The organism is Pelomonas sp. Root1444 (genome assembly GCF_001426885.1).
In the GTDB taxonomy this organism is placed as follows: Bacteria; Pseudomonadota; Gammaproteobacteria; order Burkholderiales; family Burkholderiaceae_C; genus Pelomonas.
On the sequence record NZ_LMFP01000027.1, the window covers coordinates 1 to 24,609 of the forward strand.

Annotated in this window: 16 protein-coding genes; 7 read left to right on the forward strand and 9 right to left on the reverse strand. The window is 64.9% G+C overall.

Annotation, left to right across the window (positions count from 1 at the left end):
- Window positions 1–340 precede the first annotated feature (340 nt).
- On the reverse strand, window positions 341–1,471 hold the full coding sequence (locus ASD35_RS16980; protein WP_056876151.1) for a hypothetical protein: 1,131 nt from the start codon (window positions 1,469–1,471) through the stop codon (window positions 341–343).
- Window positions 1,472–1,561: 90 nt separating this feature from the next.
- Between ASD35_RS16980 and ASD35_RS16985 the strand changes: the two genes are divergently transcribed.
- Window positions 1,562–2,035 carry a LexA family transcriptional regulator gene (locus tag ASD35_RS16985; RefSeq protein WP_056876152.1) on the forward strand — a complete coding sequence of 158 codons (474 nt, stop codon included), beginning with the start codon at window positions 1,562–1,564 and terminating at the stop codon, window positions 2,033–2,035.
- Here the strand turns inward: ASD35_RS16985 and ASD35_RS28600 are convergent.
- Window positions 2,032–2,292 carry a BPSL0761 family protein gene (locus ASD35_RS28600; protein WP_369819223.1) on the reverse strand — a complete coding sequence of 87 codons (261 nt, stop codon included), beginning with the start codon at window positions 2,290–2,292 and terminating at the stop codon, window positions 2,032–2,034. The genes ASD35_RS16985 and ASD35_RS28600 overlap by 4 nt on opposite strands.
- Window positions 2,293–2,383: 91 nt before the next feature.
- On the opposite strand from ASD35_RS28600, the gene ASD35_RS16995 reads away from it, so the two are divergent.
- From ASD35_RS16995 to ASD35_RS17020, 6 genes are all read left to right on the forward strand, one after another.
- Entirely contained in the window at window positions 2,384–2,992 is a 609-nt protein-coding gene (locus tag ASD35_RS16995; RefSeq protein WP_082580238.1) for a LexA family transcriptional regulator, read from the forward strand.
- A 155-nt stretch (window positions 2,993–3,147) separates the two neighbouring features.
- Complete coding sequence (locus ASD35_RS17000) at window positions 3,148–3,789, forward strand: hypothetical protein (protein ID WP_056876155.1); 642 nt, start codon at window positions 3,148–3,150, stop codon at window positions 3,787–3,789.
- Window positions 3,786–4,361: a hypothetical protein gene (locus ASD35_RS27325; protein ID WP_157275625.1), complete on the forward strand. Its 576-nt coding sequence runs from the start codon at window positions 3,786–3,788 to the stop codon at window positions 4,359–4,361. The genes ASD35_RS17000 and ASD35_RS27325 overlap by 4 nt, the downstream gene beginning before the upstream one ends.
- Complete coding sequence (locus ASD35_RS17010; protein WP_056876157.1) at window positions 4,270–5,910, forward strand: hypothetical protein; 1,641 nt, start codon at window positions 4,270–4,272, stop codon at window positions 5,908–5,910. The genes ASD35_RS27325 and ASD35_RS17010 overlap by 92 nt, the downstream gene beginning before the upstream one ends.
- Before the next feature lie 8 nt (window positions 5,911–5,918).
- Window positions 5,919–6,953, forward strand: coding sequence for an AAA family ATPase (locus ASD35_RS17015; protein WP_056876158.1), 1,035 nt, complete (start codon window positions 5,919–5,921; stop codon window positions 6,951–6,953).
- Between the two features lie 391 nt (window positions 6,954–7,344).
- Window positions 7,345–8,103, forward strand: a complete 759-nt coding sequence (locus ASD35_RS17020) for a hypothetical protein (protein ID WP_056876159.1) — start codon at window positions 7,345–7,347, stop codon at window positions 8,101–8,103.
- A 513-nt stretch (window positions 8,104–8,616) separates the two neighbouring features.
- On the opposite strand, the gene ASD35_RS17025 is transcribed toward ASD35_RS17020, so the two are convergent.
- The 7 genes from ASD35_RS17025 to ASD35_RS17055 form a co-directional block, all read right to left on the reverse strand.
- Window positions 8,617–11,373, reverse strand: coding sequence for a TonB-dependent receptor (locus ASD35_RS17025; protein WP_056876160.1), 2,757 nt, complete (start codon window positions 11,371–11,373; stop codon window positions 8,617–8,619).
- Window positions 11,374–11,687: 314 nt separating this feature from the next.
- Window positions 11,688–12,656, reverse strand: coding sequence for a LysR family transcriptional regulator (locus ASD35_RS17030; protein ID WP_056876161.1), 969 nt, complete (start codon window positions 12,654–12,656; stop codon window positions 11,688–11,690).
- A 14-nt stretch (window positions 12,657–12,670) separates the two neighbouring features.
- Window positions 12,671–15,901, reverse strand: coding sequence for a glycoside hydrolase family 2 TIM barrel-domain containing protein (locus ASD35_RS17035; RefSeq protein ID WP_235538381.1), 3,231 nt, complete (start codon window positions 15,899–15,901; stop codon window positions 12,671–12,673).
- Window positions 15,902–15,936: 35 nt separating this feature from the next.
- The gene (locus ASD35_RS17040; protein ID WP_056876163.1) at window positions 15,937–17,277 is read right to left on the reverse strand and encodes an MFS transporter; all 1,341 of its coding nucleotides are present in this window, start codon (window positions 17,275–17,277) and stop codon (window positions 15,937–15,939) included.
- Window positions 17,278–17,290: 13 nt separating this feature from the next.
- The gene (locus ASD35_RS17045) at window positions 17,291–19,654 is read right to left on the reverse strand and encodes a beta-galactosidase (protein WP_056876164.1); all 2,364 of its coding nucleotides are present in this window, start codon (window positions 19,652–19,654) and stop codon (window positions 17,291–17,293) included.
- Between the two features lie 106 nt (window positions 19,655–19,760).
- Window positions 19,761–21,071, reverse strand: coding sequence for a BNR repeat-containing protein (locus ASD35_RS17050; protein ID WP_056876318.1), 1,311 nt, complete (start codon window positions 21,069–21,071; stop codon window positions 19,761–19,763).
- A gap of 61 nt (window positions 21,072–21,132) precedes the next feature.
- Window positions 21,133–24,000 (reverse strand): TonB-dependent receptor, encoded by a 2,868-nt coding sequence (locus ASD35_RS17055; RefSeq protein WP_056876165.1) that lies wholly within the window; start codon window positions 23,998–24,000, stop codon window positions 21,133–21,135.
- Between the last annotated feature and the right edge of the window lie 609 nt (window positions 24,001–24,609).

A 24,609-nucleotide genomic window follows, 5' to 3' on the forward strand; every position in this document is an offset into this window, starting at 1 on the left:
CGGGGACTTTCTCATGGCTCCATTCTCTAGAGTTGGAGCCTCTGCGAAATCCGGGGCGGTTCATGGACACTCGAGCTCGAGGAACTGCTGTCGGCCCGTCCGTTCTTCGAAGTGCCTCCGGAGTCTTCAGTCGCAAAAGCACCTTCCAGCGACGGCGATATTGAAGACGCGCCCGGCCCGAGTTTGGCTCACCTAACCCGCTGGCAGCTGCGGTTTGAAGTCATCAACGACGCGCTGCTCGGCATGGCGCTGTCCCAGACTATCGAAGAGGCCGTTGACCAGCACGCTGGACCGTCAGCCGAGGATGGCACGCGGGAGCCGCTAGGCGGCTGAGAACTCGCTATTTGCTGGTCGGCCTCGCGAGCATCTGACCGAATAACTGGGCGAGCGGATTTGACGGCATGGTGTCAGGCGTTTTCGGAACGTCGACGTGCACAACACCGGCGTCCTCACGATAGTTGAGGCCCAAGTCCCGGAAGACGTCATCGGCTATGCGCATCAAGGGCTTCAGCTCATCGAAGGAGGCCCAGGTTTCTCTGCAGCCGTCAAGCCGCCTAAGCTCCGCAAAGGCATCAAGCCAGCGCTGCCACAGCCCAGCTGCTTGAAGCGCTGAAACGCTCTCTGGCGCGACCTCCTCGAGAGCTGCTTCATTGGCCGCCAACCTTCCGGCGGCATAGCCGAAGCACTGGAAGAGAAAACGCACCTTCTGTTGGCACAACGATAGCAGCACGTCCAGCTGCCTGTGGGTCCGATAGGCGCGTATTGCTTCTTTGACGTCGCTGACGACATCGGGCACCACCTCAGCCAGGTACTTTGGATGCATGTCTGGGCTCGAACATGACGAGTTGGAATACTTGTTGGCGAAGTACTCCGACCAAGTCGCATCTGCCGCAGTGAAGACGTGCATCTCGATGGGTGCGACGCGGCGCTTGAGAAACTCATGGCTGAGCAACCGGCGCTTGCGGCCGTAGTCATAGACGTGGCACAGCTCGTGAAGCGCAGTGTCAACGCAGAGGTCGTGCTTGGCCTGGTCGCTGCTGTCAGCGATGCCCAGAGCGACTCCTGCATCTAGCACTGCGATGCACTTGTCCTCCAGGTTTACGACCATGGCAATGCCCACGCCGCTCGCCTCCGAGGTCGCCTCGCAAGGCCGTCCGGTGCGTTCGCCGATTTCTTTAAGGGCCAACGCGTAGTCAGAGTGGAAGACGATTGACTCCAGGCTGTCGAACGTCAGCCAGGGATGCCTTCGGCGCAGCAGGACGGTGTAAACCTTGAGCAGCGCGATGGCCTTGTTGACCGTATCGGCATCGCCGGGTCCGCTGTACGAGATGGGGCATGTCAACGGCGAGGAGGACTCCACTTCTTCCCACAACTTCGCAGCGAATGCCTCTTCGTCCGCGACGGGTTGCTCTTCAGTTGACTGGGCAACCGCTGAGGATTGGGAGGGGTTGGGGGCGTCGTGGTCAGACATTGCGTAGTAAGGGTAGCGCAGAGGAGCGCCGTATAGAGCATGCCGCCGCGTTCACGCATCGGGGACCCAAGCAGACGCTATCCTCACTCGATGCCGGTCTCCAACGAACGCCTGCTTCAAGCCAGAAAGCTGCTCTCCCAGGTCTACGCCCGCACGGGCGGCATGCCGTCAATCGCAGCTTTCGCCAAAGAGATGGGGTACTCAGCTCCGTCCTCGGCGTTCGAGCTCACGGAGCCCTTGGTCGCAGCGGGTTTCCTGGCCAAGAGCCCCAGCGGCCGGCTGCTGCCGGGCCCGAAGTTCCAAGCGCCCAAGGCCCTGGTGCCGGATGAGATGCTTGCGTTGCTGCCGGCGGGCGTAAAGCCGACGGTCGTGCGCGTTACCGACGACTCGATGGTCGACGCTGGCATCCTCGAAGGCGATTCACTCGTCGTTATCCCCTTCGAAGACGACGCGCACGGGCTCGTCGTGCAGAAGCAGAGGGGGCGGCTTCTTGTGAGCGAGCAGCCGACCAAAGGCTGGTCCATGGTTGGCCGCCTGGTCGCGCAGTTCAGGTCCTACCGCTAGGTCCTCTTCCGGGACGTTGAACTCCTGTTTTGGGAGTCACCGCCAGAGTTGTCGTCCAAGGACGTCGACCCGAACCAGTCGGGTGCAATCAAGTGCGCCAGCTCGATGTCTCCCCGAAGCGGGAAGTGCCGTAGCAGCGCCAGCGCCTGCGCTCTCAGCTCCTTCGTAGGCAACTGCGCAGCGTCGCCGTGCGCCAGCTCACGCAGGAAATCTCGGGTCCACAAGAGGGCTCTGGTGCGTTCTCGAGGCGTCGTCATGGGGGCTACCTTTGGCTAAGGGGGCAGGGCTTGACAGTGCAGGTGAACCGAATAAATATTCGGCCCACAAACACTGTATGTCCATCCAGTAATGCAAGCAACAAATCCACAACGCGTCCTGGCCGCACTGCAGGACTACTGGACCTCGCATCGGGCGATGCCATCGTTCGGCGCCGTGGCCCAGGTCGTCGGCCTGTCCGTGTCCACCGTGGCAGATGGGGTGGGCAAGCTCAAGGCGGCCAACTTCTTGAAGGCAGGGCCCACGGGCCGGCTGCAGCCTGGTCAGCGCTTCTTCGAGCGCCAGCTGCTCGGACGGGTGCAGGCCGGCTTGCCAGCGGAAGCTGGCGACATTCAGCCGGAGGGCATGGTCATCGACGAGTACCTCGTCGACACGCCGGCGCAGACTGTGCTGCTGACCATCAAAGGCGAGTCGATGCGTGACGTCGGCCTGCTGCCGGGTGACGTCGTGGTCGTCCGTCGAGAGCTGTATCCCAACGTCGGCGACATCGTTGTGGCCATGGTCGACGGCGACGAGATGACGGTCAAGCAGCTGGCGCAGGGCCCCGATGGGACGCTGTACCTGCAGGCCCGTAACCCTGACTATCCGGACATCCGGCCGCGAGAGCAGATGCGATTCATCGGCATCGTCATCGGGCAGTTCCGCCGCTATGCGCGGACGTTCCGGCCGCTGCGCACCTGACTTTTAGCGGCTGAAAACGACGTCGTTTCGCCAGCTCCGATTTCTATTTATTCGGATTCGGAAGGTCGAGGAACGGCGGGTCGAAGACCGTTTGTTGCACCGCCGTTTTGGGCGCGGGGGCAAGCTTTATTTATCACGCCGAAAGGACCCTCGCGATGGCTCAAGCCACAAAGCGCGAGCACTACAGCATTCACTTCATTTTCAGCATCGAGCTCGGCCGCACCCTCACGCTGGACTCGACGTTGAAGACCTGGCTTGTTGCACGTGCTGACACCCACCCTAACGTTTCGACCTACGAGATGGGCGGGCCCGTCTATTCGTATGAGCCAACCAAGCCGAGCAAGACAAAGAAGACGTTGACCACGACCGTGCCCATGACGGTCTACGACCGGCAGGAGCAGCGCGGCTACTGGGATGTCTTGGATGACCGCGGCACGCGGCCTTCTCGGCAGTTCGACATCAAGCGCGAGCATGCGGCGCTGGAGGGCGTCGGCTACCACGTGTTCACCACCTCCTTCTTCGAAGAAGCCATCGTCGAACGGAAGAACACCATCACGGCGCATCGCTGGCTCTACAGCGCACACGGCGTCGACACCGCCACGGTGGAATCGGGCGTGCGGCTCAAGACGGCGCAGCGGGCGATGACATTCCAGCAATTGGCCGACGAGCTGCGGTGCAATGTCATGCAGGCGCGAGTTGCCGCCTTGCGGCTCTGGAAGCAGGGAAGGGTGCGCGTGCCTGTGACACGCCTGTTGCTCTGCCACCCCAACTTCACCGTCGACGGCGGTCACCAATGACCAAGAGCGCCGTCCTCAAGTCTTCTGCGCTCAATGCGCGTAAGGCGCTGCTGGACGGCGCGCCGGACATTGACACGTGGCCGGCGCTCCCTTTGGATTCAATCCCCGAAGAACACCAAGACGGCTACCTTGTCTTCAAGTTCGCGGTGACGCTGTGGGTCAAGCTGGTGCCCGAGCAGGTCATCCTCGACAAGCTGAAGACGCAGTACGACGTCGTCCTGCGACAGGGGCGCATCGCCAAGCTCGTGCATCGCTGCTTGCGCAAGGACCCAGTCACCGGCGGCATCTGCGGGTTCCTTGGCTGCGTGCCTGGCCAGCACCTTCCAAACGACCGCGTGCCACTCGAAGCTCCAGTTGAAGGGCAGGCCCAGATAGACCGCACGATGGCGAGGGCGAGGGAACTGGGACGGCTCTTCGCAGCGCACCCAAAAATCGAGGCGACCATGATTCGCCTGGTCAAGACGAGGCGTCTACAGAAGGATGGTCCTCAGTTTCCGGCCCCTCAATGTCGGCGTCATTGTCGAGTGCTTCTATGCGCTGTGCCAGGACGCCGGCCTCGCCGACGCGGGTGAATGGCCCTTCTCAGCGGGCTGCAAGAAGAAGGGCTACGAAGCAATCCGCCGCTGGTATCACCAGAAGAAGTTCGACAACCCGTCTCAAGCGGCCGTGAATGAGTTGGGTGACGAGGTTGGCGACATCCTGGGCAAGGACTACCGCCGCATCGGCATCCGGTCGCTCAACATCCCAATGAAGATGGCCTACGAGCGGGTGGAGATTGACGAGCACTACAGGGATGCCATGTTCTCGGCCGTCTGGCCGCGCGCGAACGGCGAGTACATAACGCTGCCGGCGTCGCGCGTGTGGGCGCTGGCGGCGATTGAGTGTGCCTGCCACGCGGTTCTCGGCACGCATGTGGCGATGGGCGACCGCTATGACCGCAACGACGTCTCGCGCCTCATCCTGAACACGCTGAGTCCGCCGCCCCGGCCGACGAAGCTGATGTTTGATGACCCTCAGTATCAGCTTGCTGATACTGCAAGGTATCCAGGCGAGATACCTGGGTTCGAGCGCAACAGCTATCAAACGCTGGCATGGGACGGTCACCGCACCCACCTGAGTGCGCGGATGGTTGCTGACGCGATGGCAGTCATGCATTGCGAAGTGGCAGCTGAGCGCGTCGGCGACTCCACGGCCCGACCAAATATCGAGGGGTGGTTCAACACCATCACGCGCTTTGACCACATGCTGCCCAGTTCGACAGGCAGTCGTCCCGATAGCCCCGAGCGACGAGACCCGGAAGGAATCGCGCAAAGCCTGCGCATCTACATGCCGTTGGCCTACGAGTCGCTCGACGTAATCGGCCGGACTCACAACATCACGCCGTTGCATTGCCTTGACGGCTCTACGCCGCTCGAACGCCTGCAGGAACTGGCCAAGCAGGGGCGGGTGTTCCATAGCCCCATCGGCGAGCTGTCTGCCAGTCAGCTGCATCTGCTGCTTCCAAGAATGGAAGCGAAGCTAACGGAATATCGCGCGGTAGGTGACCGGCACGGGGTTCTGGGCGTTTATGCCGACTATGCGCGGTACACCAGTCGTGAGCTCAACGAGTGCAAGGAGCTGCGTTTTGCGACCGACAAGGGGTGCACGCTCTTCTTCAATGAGGATGCTCGAAGTGCTTGGCTAGTAACGAAGGCGCTGCCTGGCCGCCGCTTCCTTGTGACCATCGCTGGCCGCTGGTCCGAGATGCCGCACAACTACCTTTATAGGAGGTACATCTCCCGCCTTGGCGCCGTTCGCAAGGCGGAGTGGATGGCCAGCTCGGCAAAGGTTGCCATTGGCGCAATGCGCGGGCTTGCGGCAGCAGCTACAGACGATGCAGCGGCGGCCCGAATGATGGCCGGCATCAACGCGTTTGCCGAGCGCTTTCAACGTGGGCAGGTCACGGCCGTCGATGTTTCTCAGACTGAGGTCGAAGACGCGCTTGCCTATTCACTCAGCGTTGAACCTGAGGACGATATCGGCCCGCCGATGGCTGAAGAGCCGGTGTCGCCCACCGAAGTGGCAACTGTCTCTAGGGATGCGCTCGGCGGCGTGGACGACCCCTTCGGCCTGCGGAAATAGAGGGGCTCATGAAGGACATCCATCCCATCGAGCTCGAGCGTGGCTTCATCGCGAAGACCGTGCCTCTGACGGAGTTCGTCGAGGAGCTACTCCAGTGCATCTCCGACCTGATGACCAGTCTCGTCGTTACCGGCGTGCAGCGCAACGGAAAGACCACGGCGATGGAGCACATCAAGGCGAAGATGGCGTCGAACCGGTCCTCCGCGTTCTTCAATGCGATGGCCTTGACTGTCGACCCGCGGAAGAGGGCTGGTAGAGAACTTGAGGCGGCCTTCTGGCGGACCTTCCTTATCCGCACCGTGGAGGATGCCCGAATTCACTTTGAGAGCAACTACAAAGCCTTCCTGACGGCCATCAAGGTGGCCTGCGACCGGCTGGACACGCGGCACGTGGTCATCTGCGTAGACGATGCGCAGAAGCTGACGCCGCCCATGTTCGGCTACCTCAAGCAGCTGCACGAACAACTGCTCCCGGAGGGCTATCAGCCATTCTTTCTGCTGATTGCGCAGCCCGACATGCCGCTGCGCATGCATCAGCTGCAAGTCGACTCGATGCACGAGTACATCGACCGGTTCCTGACCAACGACTTCCGGTTTCGAGGCAATCGGCGCGAAGACCTGTCGTTCTTTCTGCGTCACTACGACACTGCGACCTGGCCGGCCGGCTCGGCAGTCACGTACACCCAGCATTACGCGCCTCAACTGTGGCGCGCAGGCTGGCGGCTTGAGCATGAGGCGGGTCCGATGTGGTCTGCCTTCGAGACGCTCGCGAAACGCCTCGGGCTGAATACCGCCGAGCTGGAAATCGGCACGAAGTTCTTGGTCAGCGCCTGCAAGGCATCACTGTTGGCTTTGCAGGGCGGGAAGGTCGAACGACTGAACCACGTGACCTGGCAGGCCGCTGCTGAGCGCAGCGGCTACTACAAGACCCGGCTGGTTGTCGGCGACCCTGAGGCCGCGGCTGAGGCTGCCCTGAAGGAGGTTCTCTGGCGCGAGCAAACCGCGAGGAACAAGGCCAGCAAGGGCAGGGCCACAGGTGCTTGACCGTTTCTGGTCACCCAAGTGGGACGCGCCTGGCGCATCTCTATGGGCGCTGGCCAACAAGCTGTCCCACGTCAGCACCATGCCGCTTAACGAGGTTCTTCGCGAGCTGGTTGATGCCGACCGCACACACCGCCTTCTTGCCTTCGCGCCCTCCCGGTCGAATGCGCGCCAGGCAGCAGAACTGTTTGGGAGGCGGAGCCCCGAGAGTCTGTTCACGGGTCTCGACGTGCAGCAGCCCGTCGACCGCAGCCGGATTCGGCTGAGTCTGGCTTGGTGCCCGACTTGCGCGGAGAGCTGGTATCACGCTCCCGTTTTCCAACTGGCGGGTCTCAGCAGGTGTCCTTGGCATGGATGCGCTCTGAGGACCTGTTGCCCACATTGCTGGAGACCCGTGGACCCGCTCGGCACATCAGCCTGGACTTGCGATGGCTGCGGCAAGCACTTAGTCGATGCGCCGGCGGACGCCCTGAAGCAATTCCAAGCCGCACCGGGCCACGCCGGCATACCTCCAGACCTGCTGCCGGCGGACAGCTGGTTCACTTATCAGTTGACCCAGCAGGGCGACGGTTGGAAGTGCTACCGAGTCGAGGAGGGCGCTCCAGCGGAGGAGGGGAGTCGCGACCTTCTGACTTATTGGCACATGCTGCCGGCGCTCGAAGAAGCACTGACTCTTTGGGACACGGTGCTTCGAGACCATGCCCAATGCGCCCGCGAGGAGCCTAATCCCTACCCGGCGCCATACAGCGTCATTGAGTTCAAGTGCCCTGTCGCATCGGCCGCGCTGGTGGCATTCGCCAGCCTGGGTATCACTGCGACGCCGATGGGCGATTGGCAGGTGCTGCATCCGAAGGTGCGGCCGGTGGACATGAGGCCGCTCTACAAGCTGCCGCCTCGGGCCAGGGCCGCTTACGCCCGAGCATTGACGCGTTCCGCGCTTCACCAAGCGCTGCAGGTGTTCGGGCGCGTTGCGATGGTCGGTCGATGGCGCACGCGTTGGGACGAGCCCGATGCGAAGAACGCGGCGGACGTGCTGGCGTTCCAGACGCAAGACGCGGTCGGCGTGCTTTCCACGGTCTCTGTGCGCGCCATCAAAGCATCTGTCGCTATCGCCGCCGAGAGCTGCGTGCGATGTCACGACGCCGGTTTGTAACGGGGTGTGTCGCGCGTTACGCCGTAAAAGCGTGACGTCTGGCTTTCAGTAAAAGGTTGGCTGCAAGGTTCAGCCGGCAGGCCACACCATCGCTAGCGGCGGATACACCGTACCAGCTGTTTGTTGGAGCGGATAGCGCATCCGCAGCGCGCAAACTGCCGGGGTGTTTTGTGCGCTCTTCATCGGCGGCCGGTTCGGCTCGACGTTAAGGCGCCCCCGTCGAATTTTCAGCGTAGGGCTCCGGAGCCCGTTCCACCCCAAAACGGCTTGCGCTCGCAAGCGCCACCCAAAGATGGACTGTGTCGTTCGGCGCCACCCGATTCGGGATTGCGTCCGTTTCAGCTTCCGCAGCCGGTGGGGCCCTCACAAGGAATCAAGGACTTAGGCCGGGTTCTTCTAGGTTCGTTTTTTCTGTAGTCCCAGTTCAGGGTGGTCAAGCTACAGCACTGGCTTACGTTCAGTGGCTTGTGATTTTACATAATGCACATTGTCAGCAATGTGCATCGGCCCCGCCTAGAATGCGACCCGCACGCCAATGTTGAAACGGCGGCCCACGTCCTCCAGGGTCAGGAACCTGGACTCGTCGAGCGCGTATTCGTGCATGCGCTCGTTGTTCAGGTTGATCGCATCGGCATACAGCGACACCGAGGGCGTGACGTTGTAGCGCACGCTGGCATCGGCCTGCCCATAGGCCGCACGCGTGCGTGGCAGCGTGCTGCCACCGCCGCAGTCGACCGAGAAATGGTTTCTCCAGTTGTAGCTCAGGCGCGCCTGGAAGCGGCTGTTCTCATAGAACACGGAGCCGTTGTACGACTGCTTGGACAGGCCCGGATAGCCGCAGCTCGGTGCGCCGCCTTCGCGGGTCGCGGTGGCGTCGACATAGGTGTAGTTGGCCGCCACGCCAAAGCCCTGCAGCAGGCTGCCGCTGGCATCGAAGGCATATTGACCGGCCAGCTCCAGTCCCTTGATCTTGCCTTGCTGCCCGTTGCGGACGCGCGTGTCGTGGGCGATCTCGGGGAACTGCGGCAACTGGACGTCGACCAGCCGGGTTTCCAGGAAGTCGGTGACCTTCTTGTGGAAGACGGCGGCGCTGAGGTAGTTGGTCTTGGACAGATACCACTCGAGCGACACGTCCAGGTTGGTCGAGCGCATCGGCTTGAGATACGGGTTGCCGCCGCCGGTCTGCACGTCGCCGAAGCGGCCGCCATACCAGTTGTTGACGCCCATCTGGTTCAGCGTCGGGCGCGTCAGCGTCTTGGACGCCGCCAGGCGCAGCATCAGATCGCGGGTCAAGTCCAGCTTCAAGTTGGCCGACGGCAGCAGGTTCTTGTAGCTGTTCTCGACCGTGTTCACGGTGCTCGGGCCGTAGGTAAGGATGTAGGTGGTGTCGTTGGGGCTCTTGACCGCCGACTGCAGCACCCGGCTGATGCCGATGGACGTGGAGTCCACATGCACATAGCGCACGCCCACGTTGCCGGCCCATCCCTGCCCTTCCCATTTGCTGTCCACGAAGATGCTGGAGACCTTTTCCTTGACACCCCACATCGACGGCTTGGTGTAGTCGATCGCCATCGGCCCGTTCGGGTATTTCGTCTTGTCGCCGTACAGCGCCGGGTCATTCGATTGCGCGATCAATGCCGGCTGGTTCAGGTAAGCCATGTAGGCGTAGGGATCGAACCGCAGGAACGCCGACGGCATGGCGCCTTCGACACCGAAGATGTTCTTCAGCGGGCTGACCGTGAACAGCGACGCCGGCAACGAGACGTGATAGCCGCTGAACGCATTCCAGGAATCGCTGTTCCACTGCGTGCGGTCCACCTCGCGGCGCGAGCTGGCCAGGCCGACCTGCAGGCCCTTGAAATACCCGATCTCGTGGTCCCACGACAGATTGACGCGGCCTTCCTTGAGGTCGTCGCCGTTGTGGATCTGGCCATACGCGACCGCATGGGCGCGGACCGCAGCGGGGTCGGTGAGGCTGTCGCCGAACTTGATCGTCGGCGTGCCGTCGAAGGTCAGCACGTCGCCGTTCTTGGGCACCATGCCGGCGACGATCCACATGTCAGGCGACTTCGAGGTCGTGCGGGAGGTTGACAGGTCGCCTTCCAGCGTCCATTCCGGCGCGACGGCCCACTTGGCATTGGCGCCGAAGGCCTTGGTGGTCGACAGGCGGTCGCCGGCCTTGACGATCATGTCGTTGGAATTCGCCTCACCCAACAGCTTGCCCGGCCCGGCGATCCCCGGGTTGTTGGCGAAGAAGGTCGAGCCCGGCCGCAGGAAACTGGTGATCTGGTCGTTGGCGTTGTACTGCACGCCGAGTTGGGTCGGGTTGTTCCAGTCGCTGACCGCAATGACGTCGTTCTTCTGGTCCAGCCGCGAATACAGCCCGTCGACGGACAGCTGCAGCGCCTTGGTGGGGTTGAATTGAACCGTGCCCGCGGCGACCAGCCGCTTTCGGCGCTCGTTTTCTTCCTGGAAGCCGAAGCTCTGCGGGATGTACAGCTTCTTCACCGTCACGTCCGCCATCGTCAGTCCGGTGGAATTGAGGTTGCCGTTGATGAGGTTCACGTCCTTGTAGTTCCAGGCGTCGTTGACGGCCTTGGTCTGCTTGGAGGCACGGTCGGTGTACGACAGCGACCCGCTGACACCCAGCGTGCGGTCCTCGTTGGCGAACGAGTACATCGCACTCGCATTCGGCGTCTTCTTCTTGGAGTTCGAGTCGTAGGAGCCGGACAGGTTGACGACCGCCGAATGGCCTTTGCGGCCCGCCAACGGGCGCGCGGTCTGGATATCCACCGTGGAGCCGATGCCGCCTTCCGGCAGGAACGGTTGCGCCGTCTTGTAAACCAGCGCCTTGGAAATCAGGTCCGACGACAGCAGGTCGAATGAAAACTCGCGGCCGCCGGTATCGCTGGTCATGGTCCGGCCATTCACCAGGACGTTGTTGAACTCTGGCCCCAGGCCGCGGACGGAAATGTACCGGCCCTCCCCGTTGTTGCGCTGGATCTGGACGCCGGTGACGCGCTGCAGGGATTCGGCGATATTGGTGTCAGGGAATTTACCAGCGTCCTCGGCAGATACCGCATCGACGACGCCGTCCTGCATCCGCTTGGTCGCGACGGAGGATTCAAGTGACGCACGGATACCCGTGACGACGACCTTTTCCAAATCCTGCCTGGGCGCCGCCGCATCCTGCGCTGCGGCCGGTGCGGCCAACCAGATTTGGCCGATCAAGCCAGCCACCACAGTCTTGACGAAAATATCAGTCCGCATAAGTCATCTCCATAATGATGGACGACGCGCAGCGCATGCCGGCAACGGCGGCGCAAACGTTCGTCTTATTGCTCACGGGGGGTTACAACTGCACTGCCTGGAAATCCTTCGAGTCGCGATGGAATCACCATGTCTTGAAGGCTAGCAGCGGCTCGATTGCGTTTTGTATTCTGTTAAACGCTTGTGGTATGCAAAGTTCATATTGCTCGGCATAAAACATACGTCAGCAGGATTGACACGCGCATGGCAATCCACCCGCGGGCGATTTGCGGGTTTCGACGTAATCCCGAGCGACGTATGCGCCGCTCGCAAATTCAGGAAGGCGCTATACCGCCCGTGCCGAAGACACGGCGTCGCGCTTCGTCGCGCAGGCAGGTCAAGAGCAATTCCGCGCTGGGCGACCGCCGGTGGCCGCGGCGCATCACGATCCCGTAGGCGTCCATGCGCAGGCCCAGGTCAAAACCGAGGACCGTCAGCACCCCGGCGTCGAGATAGGGCTGCACCAACTCTTCGGGCAGCGCGGCCACCATGTCGGACTGCACCAGCAGGCTGGTCACCACCGGCAATGCCAATGTCTGGACGGCTTGCCGCGGCGGTGACAGACCCGCGCTGAGGAAGAGCGCCGTCAGCCGGTCGCGCAGGATGCTGCCGCTCGGTGGCAGCACCCACGCCTGCGCCGACAGTTCAGCCAGGCTCAGGTCATGCCGCGCGGCCAGCGGGTGGCCGGCGCGGGCGATGAGGCTGTGCGACTCACCGGTCAGGGGTTCGAACGACAGCTCGCCGGCGAGGCTTGCGTCGAGCACGCGCCCCAGCATCAAGTCGAGGTGCCCGCCGCGCAGCTGCTGGATCAGCGGCTTGCTGGTGTCCACCGTGATGTCCACGTCGACACCTGGCTGGCGAGCCTGCAACGCCGCCACCGCCGCCGGCAGCAGGGTGGTCGAGGGCGTCAGAATGGACCCGACGGCCACCCGGCCGGACAGGCCGGCCAGCAGTTCCATCACCTCCTGGTGGCCGGCGTCCAGTTCAGCGAGCGCGGCACCGGCGCGGCGGATCATCACCTCGCCGTACCACGTCGGGGTGACGCCGCGCGACTGGCGCTCGAACAGCTTCACGCCCAGCGCGTGCTCGGTATCCGCCAGCAGCCGCGAGGCGGCGGACTGCGTGAGGTTCGCGCCTTGGGCCGCTTGCAGGATCGACGAATGCTTGCCGAGCTCGACCAGCAGCACCAGCTGCCGGATCTTCAGGTGCGACCGGGTGAACCGGTCCGGGCGCGGATCGAGCATGGCGGCTGTTGCGGCTATTGCGGCATCGTCGCCTGGGCGCGCACCGCCTTCTCGGGGGTGGTGCCCTCGCCTTCGAACGGTTGCAGGCGGAAGGCGACGCGCGTGGGCTCCAGCTTGGTCCGGTACTGCATGTGCGGCTGGCCGACATGGTTCCAGGTCGTGTCGCCGCCCACGCCCCATTGCGCGCCGTCGATGAGCAGGCTGCCGTGGTCGTGCGGCACGATGTCGCTGCTCTTCCACGTACCGGGCGCGCGTCGGTAGAGGTCGGTATACGGGAACGCCAGGGCGTTCGCCATCAGCAGCGCCTTGCCTTCCACCCGCACGCCTCGGCCGCCGCCGGAGACCTCCAGCCAGCGCACGTCGACCTTGTTGCCGGTGTCCTGCGGGCGCATGTAGTCGTGGTTCTGCTCGGCGATTTCGCCGCGCCACAGGCCGACGGCGGCGCCGGTCTTGCGGTCGACGTAGCTCTCATGCGGGCCGCGGCCGTACCAGCTCACCGTCGTCAGGCTCTGCGGGATGTCGAACCACAGGCCGACGCGCACCGGCGGCGGCAGGTCACTCTTGAGCGGCGTCAGCAGACCGGACACCTCGACGGCGCCGTCGCCGCCCATCGTGTACGTCGTGACGAAGCGCGCCGCGCCGGCACCCAGCGCGTGGTCGACGACGACCTCGGCGCCACCACCGGACAGCCGGCGGCTGGCGATGGAGCGGAGCTGGCGCTCGCGGGTCATGACGCGCCATGGGGCCTGCTGCGCAACGATGCCGGTGGCCGTGTCGTTGTCGGTCTCCGCGCGGAAGAAGTTGGGCTGGCCGCGCGTCAACAGCACCACGCCCGCCTTGGCGTAGGCGCTCAACAGGCCGGTCTTGCGATCCAGCGTCAGGCTGGCGCCGCCGGCAGACAGCGTCACGGCATCGGCCGTTTCCTTCAACTCGACCGCGCCCTGGGCCAGCGGCGTCGTGGCCAGCGTGTGCGGCGCCAACGCGAACTGCTCCCAGCCGATGACATGGCCCTCGGGCACCAGCGGCACCGCGCCGGCGCGGGCCTTGGCGCGAACCATGACGATGTACTCGGCACCCGGCTTGCGCTGCAGCAGGTTCACCGGCAGATCCAGTGTCTGTGCCTCGCGCGCCGGCGTCTTCAGCGCCGGCAGCGTGCCGGTGGAGACGCTGACGCCGTTCTCCAGCAGCGCCCAGTCGAAGGCGAAGCCCGACAGGTCGCGGAAGTCGTGGCGGTTGCGAACGGTGAGCCTGCCCGTCTTCGCATCGAAGGCCTCGAACTGGATGGGCGAATAGACCTTCTGCACTTCGTAAACGTGCGGGTTGGGCGTGCGGTCGGGCTGGATGAGGCCGTCGCCGAACTCGATGTCGCCGCCCGGGTTGGGGCCGTACTCGCCGCCGTCGCCCCAGTAGCGCTTGCCGTCCTTGGTGGTGCGGACCATCGACTGGTCCACCCAGTCCCAGATGAAGCCGCCCTGCAGCTTCTCGTACTTGTAGATCGTGTCCCAGTAGTCCTTGAAGTTGCCGCCCGAGTTGCCCTGCATGTGGGCGTACTCGCACTGGATCATGGGCTGGGTGCGGGTCGGGTCGGTCGCCCAGTCCACCATCTTCTCGATGTCGTCGTACATCGGGGCGTAGACGTCGACGTAGGCGTTGGGCCGGTGCTCCCAGTCCAGCGTGCCCCAGCCCAGGTAGGAGATCAGCCGCGAGGGGTCGCGCTGGCGCGCCTGCGCGGCGGCCTTCTCGAAGTTGGGGCCGATGCCCGCCTCGTTGCCGAGCGACCAGAAGATCACCGACGGGTGGTTCTTGTCTCGCTCGACCATGTTCAGCACGCGGCTGACGTGGGCAGCCTCCCACGCCGGGTCGAAGCCGATCTGGATCTTGGCGCGTCGTTCCGGATGCCGGTTGCCCTCCTCCATGTAGGCATGGCTCTCGATGTTGGCCTCGTCCATCACGTAGAGGCCGTATTCGTCGGCCAGCGCATACCAGAGCTCGGCGTTCGGGTAGTGCGAGGTGCGCACCGCGTTGATGTTGTTGCGCTTCATCAGCTCGATGTCGCGGCGCATGGACGCTTCCGACATGACGTGGAAGGTCTCCGGGTCATGCTCGTGGCGGTTGACGCCGCGGATGACGATGGGCCGGCCGTTGACCTTCACCAGGCCGTCCTTGATCTCGACGGTGCGGAAGCCGATGCGCTGCGGCGTCGCCTGCACCACCCTGCCCTGGGCATCGAGCAGCTCGACCAGCAGCGTGTAGAGGCGGGGGGTCTCGGCCGTCCAGTGGCGCACGCCGGGCACCGGGGCGGAAAGCGTCTCGGTCCTGGCCGCGCCTGCCGCGACCTTGGCGTCCTTCGCGACGACCACCTTGTCGCCGTCCAGCAGCGTCATGCGCATCGTCAGCGGCTGGCTGCGCGCGGTCAGCGAGACGTCGGTCGACAGCACGCCGTCGCGATAGTCCTTGTCGAGGCCGGCATGCACGAACAGGTCGGTCAGCCGCGTCTTGGGCACGCCCTTCAGGTAGACCGAGCGCTCGATGCCGGAGACGCGCCAGAAGTCCTGGTCTTCCAGGTACGACCCGTCGGACCAGCGATGGATCTGGATGGCGACGACGTTTTTCTGCCCCGGCTTCAGCAGCGCGGTGACGTCGAACTCGCTCGGCAGCTTGGAGTCCTCGGAATACCCTGCCTCAGTGCCGTTGACCCACACCCGGTACGCCGAGCCGGCCGCGCCGATGTGCAGGATGACGTCCTGCCCCGCCCACGTCGCGGGCACTTCGAAGTTGCGGCGGTACGACCCGACCGGGTTGGTCGCATGCGGGATCAGCGGCCGGTTGGCCACGTGGGGATACGTGATGTTGTTGTAGCGCGCCTGGTCATAGCCCTCGGCCTGCCACATGGCCGGGACCTTGATCGTCTTCCAGCCGGAGACGTCGTAGCCGGGTTTCTCGAAACCGGCCGGGACGTCGTCGGCAGACGGCGAGAAGCTGAACGACCACAGGCCGTCCAGGGTCTGATAGCGGGCGGAACGGGTCGGGTCGCCCAGCAGCGCGGCTTCGCGGCTCTCAAACGGGAAATGCGTCGCCGCGGCGGGCAGCTTGCCGCGGGCGTAGACCGCCGGGTTCTCCCAGTCGGGCCGGGACGCGTCCACCTGCACCACCTCCGCGCGCGGCGGCTGCGCGTATGCCGCTCCGCCGGCCACCACACCCAGCAAGGCCGCCACGCGGACGCCTGCCATCAGTCTTGCTCGCACATCTGTCTCCTTCAAGCGATTCATACGTCCCTGCGTCAAAGCTCGTTGATTTCCTTGTGGCGCGGCACGAGTGCCTTCATCGCGGCCCACGCCACGAGGTATGCCAGCGCGCACACCGAGAACATGACCATGTAGCCCGTGGACAGCTGGCCGCGCGCGCCATAGGCATCGAAGATCCAGCCACCCAGCTTGGAGACCGCCACGCCACCCAGCCCGCCGGCCATGCCGCCGATGCCGACGACCGAGCCGACCGCCCGCTTGGGGAACATGTCCGACACGGTGGTGAAGAGGTTGGCCGACCAGGCTTGGTGGGCCGACGCGCCGATGCCGATCAGCAGCACGGGCATCCAGTAGCTGATGCCGCCGAGCGGCTGCGCCAGCAGCACCACCAGCGGGAAGAAGGCGATCACCAGCATGGCGCGCATCCGGCCGTCATAGGGCTTGTAGCCGCGCTGCATGAAGTAGGTTGGGAACCAGCCGCCGCCGATGCTGCCCACCATGGTCATGCTGTACAGCACGGTCAGCGGCAGCGCGAGGTCCGTCGTGGTCATGCCGTACTGGCTGGTGAGGTACTTGGGCAGCCAGAACAGGTAGAACCACCACACGCCGTCGGTCAGGAACTTCCCGATCGCGAAAGCCCAGGTCTGCCGGTGGGCAAGCAGCCGGAACCACGGCATCCTGGTGCCGTCGTCCGCCGGCGCGGGCTCGCGGTCGCTGTCGATATAGGCCAGCTCCGCAGCACCCAGGCGGCGTTGGCGGGACGGTGCGTCGTAGTAGGTCAACCACAGCGCGACCCACAGGAACCCGATGGCGCCGATGGCGATGAACGCCATCTGCCAGCCCCAGGTGACAGCGATCCAGGGCACGGTCAGCGGCGCGAGGATCGCGCCGACGTTGGCGCCCGAGTTGAAGATGCCGGTCGCGAAGGAGCGCTCCTTCTTGGGGAAGTACTCCGCCGTGGCCTTGATGGCGGCGGGGAAGTTGCCGGCCTCGCCCAGGGCCAGCACCGCGCGCGACACCATGAAGCCCGCGACCGAGACCGGCAGCCCGACGCCGAGCACCACCAGCGCGGCGCCGATCGGCACCGAGAAGGCATGCATCATGGCGCCGAGCGACCAGACGACCACGGCAATGGCGAAGGCGCGCTTGGTGCCGATGGCGTCGATGAAGCGGCCCGCGAACAGCATGGAGATCGCGTAGCCGAACTGGAACACCGCGGTGATGTTGGCGTAGTCCGAGTTCGACCAGCCGAACTCCTTGGACAGCGCCGGCGCCAGCAGGCTGAGCACCTGGCGGTCGAGGTAGTTGACGGTGGTGGCGAAGAACAGCAGCGCGCAGATCGTCCACCTGTACTTGCCGATGGTTTGATGGTTCATGGCTCAGCCCCGCTCAATCGTTCGAAACCAGCTTGTCGCCGACGAACACGCGGTAGCGGCGGATGCGACCGGTGACGCCGTCGGGCCCCTGGCGTGGCGTGTAGCGCAGCCCGGCGATGTCCATGGGTGCGCCCAGGTCGATGATCAGGCGCGCCGGGCCGGTGGGCTGCGTCCGGCCGCTGTAGGCCGTGTGCCAGTAGTCGGTGGCCTGGCCATTGATGGCGTTCAGCGCGCCGCCGTCCTCCTTGCGCGCCTCCTCGCTGCTGGCGTAGGCGATGGTCCACGCGGTCTGGCTCAGCGGCTTGCCTTGCGCGTCGAGCAATGCCAGTTCGGCGATGGCTGCATGGGGCTTGCCGTCGAAGGTGTCGAGCACCTCGATGCAGAGCTGGCGGCCGCGCGCCACGTCGTTGAAGCGCACGTCCTGCGTGGCCGAGCCGCTGGCGAACTGGCCGGCATGCACTGGCGTCAGGCCGGCCAGGCGCGGGCGCGCGGTGCTGGGCGGGCGCTTCAGGTCGCGCTCGGGGTGCAGCTGGTCGAGCACGGGCGTCGCGAGGCCTTCGATGCGGTTGGCGCGCGGGCCGGTCAGGTCCAGCACGACGACCTCGTTGCGGCCGGCGTTGATCCACGGCCCCGGCAGGTACATGGTCTGCGTGGGGCCGATGCTCCAGTAGCGGCCCAGGCAGCGGTCGTTGATCCAGACGATGCCCTGCCCCCAGGACGACATGTCGAGGAAGGTGTCGGCCGGCGTGGCCGCGTCGAAGCCGCCGCGCCAGAACGCCGGGCCGGCAGCGCGCTTGGGCTGCCACTGCAATGGTGGCAGGCCACCGTCGGCGCCGAAGTCGATGGCGCGGATCTCCCAGCCCTTGACCTCCTGGGCCTTGTCCTTGGACGTGCGCAGCATGACCGGGCCTTGCAGGCCCTTGCGATCATGCACCTCCATGCCGAAGTTCACGCGGGCGATCGTGTACAGCAGGATCTCGACGGTGGTGTCGCGCTTGCGCGCCGGGATGTCGACGCTGAAGCGACGGTGGCGCGTGTCCATCGTGCCCGCCACGCGGCCATCGACGAAGACCCACGCCAGGTCGCGCGCGTTCGCCGCTTCCAGCCTGGCCGCTGGGCCGGCGGGCAGCGTGGCGCGGTAGGCAATGAGGCCGCGGCTGATGTCGTACTGCTCGATGTTGCGCGGCGCCTCCGCCTGGATGGCGGGCGCCGGCAGGTTGGCCAGCACCGCGGCCGTCTCGGTGAGCGTGAACGCCGGGATCGTCATCACCGGCAGCTTGGGCGGCGGTGCGGGCAGCACTTCGCCGGCCTGCAGGTGCCTGGCCAGGCAGTCGCGGTAGGTGCGGAACTTCTCGCCCACCCAGCCGGCCTCGCTGATCGGCGCGTCGTAGTCGTAGCTGGTGGTGTCGGGCCGGAAGGGCCGGTCGCAGCCGCCCCACAGGCCGAAGGTGGTGCCGCCGTGGGCCATGTACAGGCTGAACGAGCCGTTCGCGTTCAGCATCGTGTCGATGTCCTGGATGGCCCGCGCGTTGTCACCACGCTTGTGCGGCGAGCCCCAGGTGTCGAACCAGCCGGAGTAGTACTCGCCGCACATCCGCGGGCCCTTCTGCAGCGCGTCCAGCGCCTTGAACCCGCCTGCCGGATCGCTGCCGAAATTGGCCACCGTGAACAGCTCCGGGATGTGAGTCTTAGCCAGCGCGGTGGTCGGGTTGCACTGGAACAGCGGCACGTCGAAGCCCCCGTCGAGCACGGCCTGGCGCATCACGCGCATGTAGTCCTTGTCGTCGCTGAGGAAGCCGTACTCGTTCTCCACCTGCACCATCAGGATGGGGCCGCCCTGCGTGACCTGCTGGCCGCCGAGCACCCGCCCGACCTCCTTCAGCCAGCGGCGGGCCGGCTGCACGAAGGCGTCGTCGCGGCTGCGCAGGAAGGCGTCGCCCGGGTGCTTCAGCAGCCACCACGGCAGGCCGCCCATCTCCCATTCGGCGCAGGCATAGGGGCCCGGGCGCAGGATGACCCACAGGCCCTCCGCCTGCGCCTGCCGGCAGAACTCGGCGGCATCACGCTGGCCTTCCCACTGGTACTGGCCTTCGCGCCATTCGTGATAGTTCCAGAACAGGTAGGCGCACACCGTGTTCATGCCCATCGCCTTGATGGCCTGCAGGCGGTGCTTCCAGTACTCGCGCGGCACGCGTGCGAAGTGCATCTCGCCACAACGGATCTGCAGCGGCTTGCCGTCCAGCAGGAAGTCGCTCTCGCCGATGGCAAAACGCGCCGCGCCCCCTCCGGCCGCGCTGGCGGACGGCGGGTTCAACAGCAGCGTGGCGCCGCTGGCGGCGGCGCCCAGGAGTCGGCGGCGAGGAAGGAGAACGGTCATGGGCGGTCCAGGTTTGCGGAAAGCGGACTTTGGCAAAAAACCCCGCCTCGGCGGCCGAGGCAGGGTGAAAGGCGCGCCATGCAGCGCGGCCCGGAGACTCTAGGGCTCATGGCCGCCATTGCAGGACGCGCACCCTGCTGGGCGGGACGTTGGCAGTGCCTTCCCCATCGACCTGCCGCACCGCCTGCAGGAACAGGTTCAGCTCGCCGCGCGTGCGCCAAAGTTCGGTGTCGAAGCTGGGCTCCCAGGCACCGACGGCCTCGGTCGTCAGGTCGTGCACGGTCCAGCGGGCGGCGTTGAAGTCGGTGATGCGGGCCACCGACACCCTGCTGCCACGCTCTTCGTCGCGGAACACCAGCAGCGCCGTCGGCTTGTCGCCTTGCGCGTCGACCATGATCTGCGGCCGGGAGATCGGCAGGGCCTTGGTGCCGCCGCCGCTCAGCGAAAACGGTGCGCGGCGGAAGTCCAGCTCCAGCGTCTTCCATGCCCCGCCGTCGCGATACACCACCTGGTATTGCGGCACCGTGCGGCCGGCGCGCCGCCAGTAGCTGGCGATGTAGGGCTGGCCGTCCTTGTCGGCGGACATGGCCGTCTGGTTGATGAGCTCGCTGTGCTGCGGGATGCGGGCCGCGTACTCGGCGCTGGCCGCCGTGATGGGCAGCTTGTAGAGGCGGCCGTCGGCGGTCTCCCAACTGCGGCCGCCGTCGCGCGAGCGTGCATAGGCCAGGTCGTGGTTGCTGGCGACGTCGGGCGATTCGCGCCACACCCAGGAGACGTGCAGGGTGCCATGGGCGTCGAGGAAGGCCTGCCAGTAGGCGTTGCGCCGCCCTTCCCCGCTGATCAGGTTGCCGTGCAGGCGCGTCCACGCTTGGGTGGACGTGTCGTAGCGGTTGATGACCAGGTTGCCCCGGCCCGAGCCACCGTCCCGATAGAAGAACAGCAGATTGCCGTCGGGCTGGCGATGGAACTCGGGATAGGACACGGAGCGCTCGTCCAGCCCCGTCATCGGCAGCGGGTTCGTCAGAGCCAGCGCGCCGGGGCTCGCGCTGCGGGCATAGCGCAGGGCGCTGTTGTGATGGTCCCAGGCGAGATGCAGATAGCCCGCACCGTCGACCATGAGGCTGATGCTGTTGTGCGCGTCCAGCGCGTTGCCCTGGTAGGGCGTGGTCTTCAGCTCCCACGCATCGGTGCCCAGCTTGCGCTTGCCGAGCACGACGTTGGCGTCCTTGTCGTAGAAGGCGATGTACTGCGTGTCGCCCTGCGTGACAAGCGAGTTCTTGCGGAACACGACGGCATTGACGGAATTGCGCGCCCAGCCGTCGGCCACGTCCACGACCCGCACGTCCGCGTGGTGCGGCGCAACGGCGCAACCGGCGAGCGCCGCGGCCAGGAGCACGGCAAATGCGATCGTCTTCATGAGGAAGGCAAAGGGGACGAGCTTCGCATCAAGTGCGTCCCACATTCGCTCAACGCCTTGCTCAGAACCTGCCGCGCAGGCCGATCTTGAAGGTGCGGCCGTCGTACTTCGCGTAGTCCATGCGGGTCCTGTCGCCCAGGCCGTACTGGCCGGTGGCGTCCTCGAAGTAGTCGTAGGCCAGCGTGTTGGACAGGTTCAGCGCTTCCAGGCGGATCTCCAGCGCGTCGTTGATCTTGTAGCTGACGTTGGCATCGAGGTAGCCGCGGCCGGCACGCCAGCGGATCAGGTCGTCGCCGTTGTTCTTCGGGGTATCGCCGTGCAGCGAACGGCCCTTGTAGTTGTACGAGGTGCGGAAGGCGAACGGCCCGTTCTCGTAGTAGAGCGTGGCGCTGTAGGCGTACTTGGGCACCTGGTTCACCTCGATGACCTTGCCCGCGTTGGTCGACCACACCTGCGTGTTGAACGGGTTGATGTGCGTGTAGCTGGCCAGCGCACCCAAGCCTTTGAACGGGTCCGGCAGGAAGGTGAAGGCCTGCTGGTACGCCAGCTCGAAGCCCTTCAACGTCTGCTTGCCGGCGTTGCTGTAGGTGCGCAGCGTCATCGGCAGGTTGGGGTCGACCTTGCCGTTGGCGTCCTGGAAGATCGCGCCGAGCGCGGTGTCCGGCAGGCCCAGCGCGCCGAAGGTGGTCTGCACGTTGTTGCCCACCGTGGCGTCGGTCAGCTCCTTCTTGAACAGAGCGGCCGACAGCATGCTGCCCTTCTGGAAGTACCACTCCAGGCTGGTGTCCAGGTTCTTGGACTTCTGCGGGCGCAGGCCGGGGTTGCCGGCCGTCGCGGTGTTGTCGAACGGGTTGGGGATGACCGTCTGCGCCGCGATGATGGACAGCGCCTGGCGGCTCAGCGTCTTACCCCAGGAGGCGCGCCAGGTCAGGCTGTCTGTCAGGTCCAGCGCGGCGCTGAAGGCCGGCAGCAGGCTGGTGTACGAGCCCTTCTCCCGGTTGGGCGCGTAGGTGAGGCTGGCACCCTGTTGCTTGTAGTTGTCGATCAGCGTTTCGGTGCGCGCGAAGCGCACGCCGGCGTTCAGGCGCAATTCCCTGTCGAACACCTGGCCCTTGAAGTCGGACTGGACGAACGCCGTGGACACGTTCTCCTGCGCCTTGAAGCTCTGCGCCGGCGTGAAGGTGGCTTCGGAGTTGAAGGCCAGCGGGTCGAAGGTCGAGTAGGTGTAGTCGCGGGTGAAGGTGCCCCAGGCGTGCGGCCAGCCGGCGCCCATGTCCAGGTTGCCGATGGGCAGCACGGAGGTCATGCCCGAACGCAGGCCCGCCGTGCCCAGCGTGTTGAGCTTGGCGGTGGCGGCGGACGTGCCGTTGCGCTTGTTGATCTCCTTGGAGGTCTCCGAGTAGGCCAGCCCGGCTTTCAGGTGACCGGTCCAGTCGCCGGCCAGGTGGTAGTCCCAGTCGGCCACGACGCGGCCCTGGTTGCTCTTATCGGTCTCGCGGGTCCAGCCGGTACCGATGCCAAAGCCCTGGAAGTTGGCCGGGTCGGTGTAGCTGACCGGCGAGGACATCGATGGGTAGACGTGGTCGCTGCCGTAGTCGATGGTGGAGTCGACGCCGAAGATCTGGCCGGACAGCGTGTCCTGGTAGCTCAGCGCCTTGCTGCGGTTGGTGCTCAGCTGGCTGCTCAGCACCAGCCGGTCGCTCACGGTCCAGCGGGCATTGGCGGCGACGTAGCCGAACTGGGTCTCGTCTTCGCTGTAAGTGACGCCGCTGCTGTATGAGGTGTTGCCGAACGTGCCGGTCAGCAGGTTGGACGCCGGGTCGATCTTCACGTTGAGCGGGATGAAGCCGTTGTTGCCGCTCTGGCCCGCCGGCTTGGTGCGGTCGGTGGTACGGCTGTTGCGGATCAACAGGCCGAAGTACATCTCGTCGCGCGAGTTCTTCAGCTTGGAGTACAGCGTGTCCAGGCTCAGGTTCAGCGTGGGCGTCTTGAATTGCAGCGAGCCCACCAGGCCGTCGCGGGTGCGGTCGTTGGAGGAGCCGTAGAAGCGGTAGATGCGCGGCAGCAGCGCGTTGTCGACCTGCTCGCGGGTGTAGCTGCCCAGACTGGCGCGCGGGCTGTCGTAGTCCAACGCGAAGGCGAAGTTGCCCTTCACGGGGTTCTGGCTGGCGCGGAAAGAGCTGTTGTAGCCGCCGGTGGCCTCGAAACCCGAGCGGTCGTTCACCGCGGCGGAATGCGACACGCCGACCAGCGCTCCCCAGTCTCCCCAGGTGTTGGAGTACAGCGCAAAGCCCATCGGGTCCGTCTTGCCGGAGGTGGTGTTGTACGACGCGGTCACGCCATAGCGGAAAGTGCGCTTGGGATTGTCGAACGGGCGCGGCGTCTGCAGGTCCACGACGCCGCCCATGCCGCCTTCGTTCAACTCGGCCAGCGGCGATTTGTAGAAGTCCACGCGGCCGAACAGTTCGGACGCGAACACGTCATAGTTGAAACCCCGCGCCGCGCTGCCGATGGTGCTGGTAGACACGGCGTTCACGAGCGCGCCGTTCAGCGTGGTGACGGTATACACATCCGGCAGGCCGCGGATGGAAATGCGCTGGCCTTCGCCAGAGCTCTCGTCACGGTTCAGGATGACACCCGGCACGCGTTGCAGCGATTCAGCGACGTTGGCCTCGGGGAACTTGCCGATGTCCTCGGCCACGATGGAGTCGCGCACGCCGATGGCCTGCTGCTTCAACGCCATCGATTTTTCGAGGCTGGCGCGAAAACCCGTGACGACCACGGTGGACAGCTGGTTGGCGTCGGGTTTGGCCGCGGCCGCTTCCGAGGCCTTTTCGGCCGGCGGGGCCGCTGCGGCCTGGGCGTTTGCCTGGCCGTACGCGGCGGCGAGCGCCATTGACACGGCCGAATAGATCAGTTTGTGTTTCATTGTCTCTGCTCCATATTGCCTCAAGGGCTTTTTGTCACGTGGGCGACGCAATCATGAGCGCCGCGACTGTGTTTTGATTTTTCTAGCCTGCTTGGCGACTACGCGCCGCATATGTCAACGTTACCAGTGCCAAATAAACCAATCGCTGCGAATGGATCCTGCCTCGACGATCTTGTATGTCAGTGGCGACGCCACTAAATGAAGATACGTGGAAATCAATCCCTAGGAAACAAGCGGGTCGCGTGCAGATGGATCGCGCGTGAGCCCCGAACGTATACCGTCCATCACATGCAAGGCGGATATGGTAACGTTGTCTCACATAATCGAAGTTGCTTTAAGGCTACATCTTCTGAATCAATAGGCTCGCGCAGCCGATACCGCACCAACGGTTACCAAAACTGATATGGTAACGTTGCCTTATCGAGGTGAAATATCGCGTTTACCCCGAGAACGCTCTCACTTCCGGTTCAAAATCCGCTACGGAGCTGCGCGCCTCTCCACTCCAAGCGCGCCCGTTGCTCAGCAGTGAGCCTACTGTCGGTCGCTAGCAAGAAGGTATGAATAAGTCGGTCGGAAATATATGAAATTGCAAGGTGCGGCCGCTTGCCG